Origin of the sequence: Aeromonas sp. Y311-2, assembly GCF_027706025.1 — a bacterium.
Classification (GTDB): domain Bacteria; phylum Pseudomonadota; class Gammaproteobacteria; order Enterobacterales; family Aeromonadaceae; genus Aeromonas; species Aeromonas veronii.
On record NZ_JAPDCL010000055.1, the window covers coordinates 1 to 3,423 of the forward strand.

Genomic DNA, 3,423 nt, shown 5'->3' on the forward strand with positions numbered 1-3,423 from the left:
GCCCGCCATCCGCCCCTCAGAAATTGTCACACAACACTATTTTTGTCTGACAACTCCTTTTGGGATAGGTTCTAAGTCTATATTCGCCGAAGTTCTCAACAGATAAATTAAATATATACTTACTAAGTGTAGATAGACCAAGTACTAGAATTGCAAAACAAGAAAACCGAGCAACATGCAAAGAGATGGCTAAGGGGAAATCGAGTGAATGTGGAACAAGATCTCGTAATGTAACCTTCTTGCAGTAGATTAAGGTTAAAATCGGGCTTACTAAAGCCAATATAGTGTTATTTGGGAGGTGAAAAACAGGGGAGTATAAGTTGTTAGCATGAGATAAACTATAGAATAGTATTATTGCGTATACAATAAAAGTACCACTATTTATAGATGTTTTGTGAGATAAATAGTAACTAGTTAACACACACAGTGCAAGAGGATAAAAATTAATTAAAGTGTGTGAAAGTTGAATTAGTAGATCTGATATAGTAGCATAATTTGCGTGAGCAAAGCCCTGCCCAAGCAAAACACACAATGAGTTTGTAAGTGTTAATGGTAATAGAAGTAGTGCAATTGCTGAAATGTCATATATATATGAGCTAAAAGCATGCTGAAGCTTATCTCTATTTTCTTTTAAACTGTTCTTAATAAACAATTTAACCTCTGCATTGAATTGTTTTATAATGTATTTAATCAGGTGAGAGTCGATGTGGCTTTTTAACAAGATTGGGTTGTTATAACTTTTGACTTTCCATTATGCAGTGTATAAGTCATTTACCCCTGACATTAATAGACATGGCTATATTTACGGTAACTACTATTGATTCATTGTTGTGTCTGGTTGAAATATAATAATAAGTTCAACCTGAAGTCATGCCAATCATGGACATTATAATAATAAATAGGACTGTATGAAGTACTGTCTTAATATAAGATGAGTTATTAGTTGTATGCATTTTATTGTTCAATTCTGTACATCTCTCTTGTTTTTTGTGTTTAATTGAGTATGAGTGGTCGGAAAGTATACATAGGAAATGCTGAACACCGACTGTATGAATGGGGGTTTACAGACTGTACAGATCTACTTATCACCTGAGACCAGCCTCAAACTGAGGTCTTGGTTACTAGATTGGCCCCTTAAAGATCCAGACACTTCGCCCCTCTTAACTTAAGAGGTAGTCTTGAAACTATGTGCAGTACTAGTCACAACGAGAAGATGGTCGAAGTATTAACAGGGGCAGAGCGCCGTCGACGCCGGACTCCGCAAGAGAAAATCGCTATCGTGCAGCAGACCTTTGAGCCTGGGATGACCGTCTCTCATGTCGCTCGCTTGCACGACGTCAACGCCAACCAGCTTTTCAAATGGCGCAAACAATTCCAAGAATGGTCGCTCACGGCGATCACCGCCGGTGAGGATGTTGTTCCTGCCTCCGAGTTGGCTGCTGCCATCAAGCAGGTCCGAGTGCTCCAGCGTCTGCTCGGGAAGAAGACCATGGAGAACGAGATCCTCAAAGAAGCCGTGGAGTATGGCCGAGCAAAAAATGGATTGCGCATGCGCCCTTGTTGCCGGGGGACGACGATTAAGTGGTGTGAGCCAAGCCCTTAATGTATCGCGTGCTCAGCTATCCGTTCGTGTTCATCGAAAACCAGGTTGGCAAGATGGTCGTCATCATCGCCTGCATGATGATGCTGCCTTACTTGGCCGGATCATGGAGGCGATGGCTGAGCTTCACTCCTATGGCTATCGTCGAGTCTGGGCGCTGTTACGGCGTCAGTCAGAGGCAACACGACAGCCTCTGGTAAACGCCAAACGGGTATATCGCGTCATACGCGATCATGGACTGCTGCTGGAAAGAATACCGGCTGCACCATTGACCCTGCGGGCACATAAGGGACGTGTTGCCGCCAAGGAGAGCAATCGACGTTGGTGCTCAGCGAGCTGTAGCTGACGCACAACTTTCTTATTGGTGGTCATGCGCTGATTCCAGATAACACGGTAAGGGTATGGTTTTATTATCCGGTGTGAAGTCGTATGACGACTCCCTTTGGTGGGCAACTGTCAGGTGAATACCGTATCCATACACGTTTCAGTCCATGCTATCCAATTGACCACCAAGCGCAATCAGTTTAGCTAATGATGGCTTAGTTTTAATAATTTGAGCTTATGGATAAGTTTATGCAATATACTGACTATTCAAAAACGTAAACCTCTCTGCAATCCTGTAGATAATAGATTGAGCATTCAAAATTTCATTACAGAAAAAATCAATGAATTGGAAGTGATTTACTCAAATCTTATTGATTTTAGTAATGCTAGGATGAGAATAATATGAGAGGATTGATGAAGATATGATAGATGGAGGCATTGCATGCCAGTTGCACCTTTGATTAGTCCAAAGATATTTGAGATTGCCCCTGGATTTCGCGCTATAAGTATTACGGTCTTGGCGTCAGAAATAATTGATTCTGATGTAGCGACTCAGGCACTTTTAGACTCATATAAGTGTGTGCATGAGGATAATCCTACTTGGGCCGAAGCACACCTTGCTGCATGGGGAGAGGTATTTAAGACGTTTGGTGCAAAACCGAAGAGAACGCCATGCTCTGCCGAGGCTTTACGTAATAGAGTCCTAAAGGATGGTGGGATCACAAGTGCAGATCCTATCGTTGATCTCTATAATGCCATCAGCATTAAATATGCAATTCCTGTCGGTGGTGAAAACTACGAAGCATATGTTGGGATACCACACCTAACAATTGCTGAAGGTACAGAAGCATTTGATACAGTCAAATCAGGCCAGCCAGCAAATGAACCACCAGAGAAAGGGGAAGTCATTTGGAGAGATGAAGCAGGAGTAACCTGCCGTAGATGGAATTGGCGTCAAGGTGTAAGAACTCGACTGGATGAGCATGCAAAAAAGATGTGGTTCATTTTAGAAAGTCTGCCAGAAATGCCGCGTGAGGCCCTACAGGCTGCTAGTGATGACCTTATTTCTGGTCTCAAGAAAATGATGCCAGAAGCGCAAATTGTATTTACATACGTTGAAGATAAAGAATAAATAAGTTTATTTATCGCGTTTCTCTATATCTCAACCTTCTTCTGCCAAAGAGAAGGTTGAATTTTGATTAATTTCATGGCTAGGGAACACAAGAGATGTTTTCAGGACTAAGTGCTTTTCCCCTGACGCCCGTCAACCATCACGGCATCGATGAAAGGGCCTATATCCACCTGATAGAGCGATTAGCTCTAGCCAATGTTGACTCGATTGGCGCACTGGGTTCTACAGGAAGCTATATCTACCTAAGCCGTGAGGAAAGGGCCAAAGCGGCGTCACTTGCTGTCAATCATGGGAAGGTGCGAACAAGTCCCTGATATGAGATCATGTTTGTCATCTGGAGCCATGGAACAGGGTTCATCATGAGTCA

At 42.7% G+C, this 3,423-nt stretch carries 2 protein-coding genes and 1 pseudogene; all 3 read left to right on the forward strand.

The features are described from left to right. Positions 1 to 1,213: 1,213 nt before the first annotated feature. Positions 1,214 to 1,931, forward strand: a pseudogene (locus OKC42_RS22490) (transposase); the annotation flags it as partial. Positions 1,932 to 2,366: 435 nt separating this feature from the next. Beyond that, positions 2,367 to 3,056 carry a B3/B4 domain-containing protein gene (locus OKC42_RS22495; protein WP_100652441.1) on the forward strand — a complete coding sequence of 230 codons (690 nt, stop codon included), beginning with the start codon at positions 2,367 to 2,369 and terminating at the stop codon, positions 3,054 to 3,056. A 95-nt stretch (positions 3,057 to 3,151) separates the two neighbouring features. Continuing rightward, on the forward strand, positions 3,152 to 3,370 hold the full coding sequence (locus OKC42_RS22500) for a dihydrodipicolinate synthase family protein (protein WP_235634715.1): 219 nt from the start codon (positions 3,152 to 3,154) through the stop codon (positions 3,368 to 3,370). Positions 3,371 to 3,423: the final 53 nt, after the last annotated feature.

What these genes read in the sequence shown, in the direction of transcription:
- OKC42_RS22495 (WP_100652441.1), top strand. Translation starts at nt 2,367, where the DNA reads ATGCCAGTTGCACCTTTGATTAGTCCAAAGATATTTGAGATTGCCCCT.
- OKC42_RS22500 (WP_235634715.1), top strand. Translation starts at nt 3,152, where the DNA reads ATGTTTTCAGGACTAAGTGCTTTTCCCCTGACGCCCGTCAACCATCAC.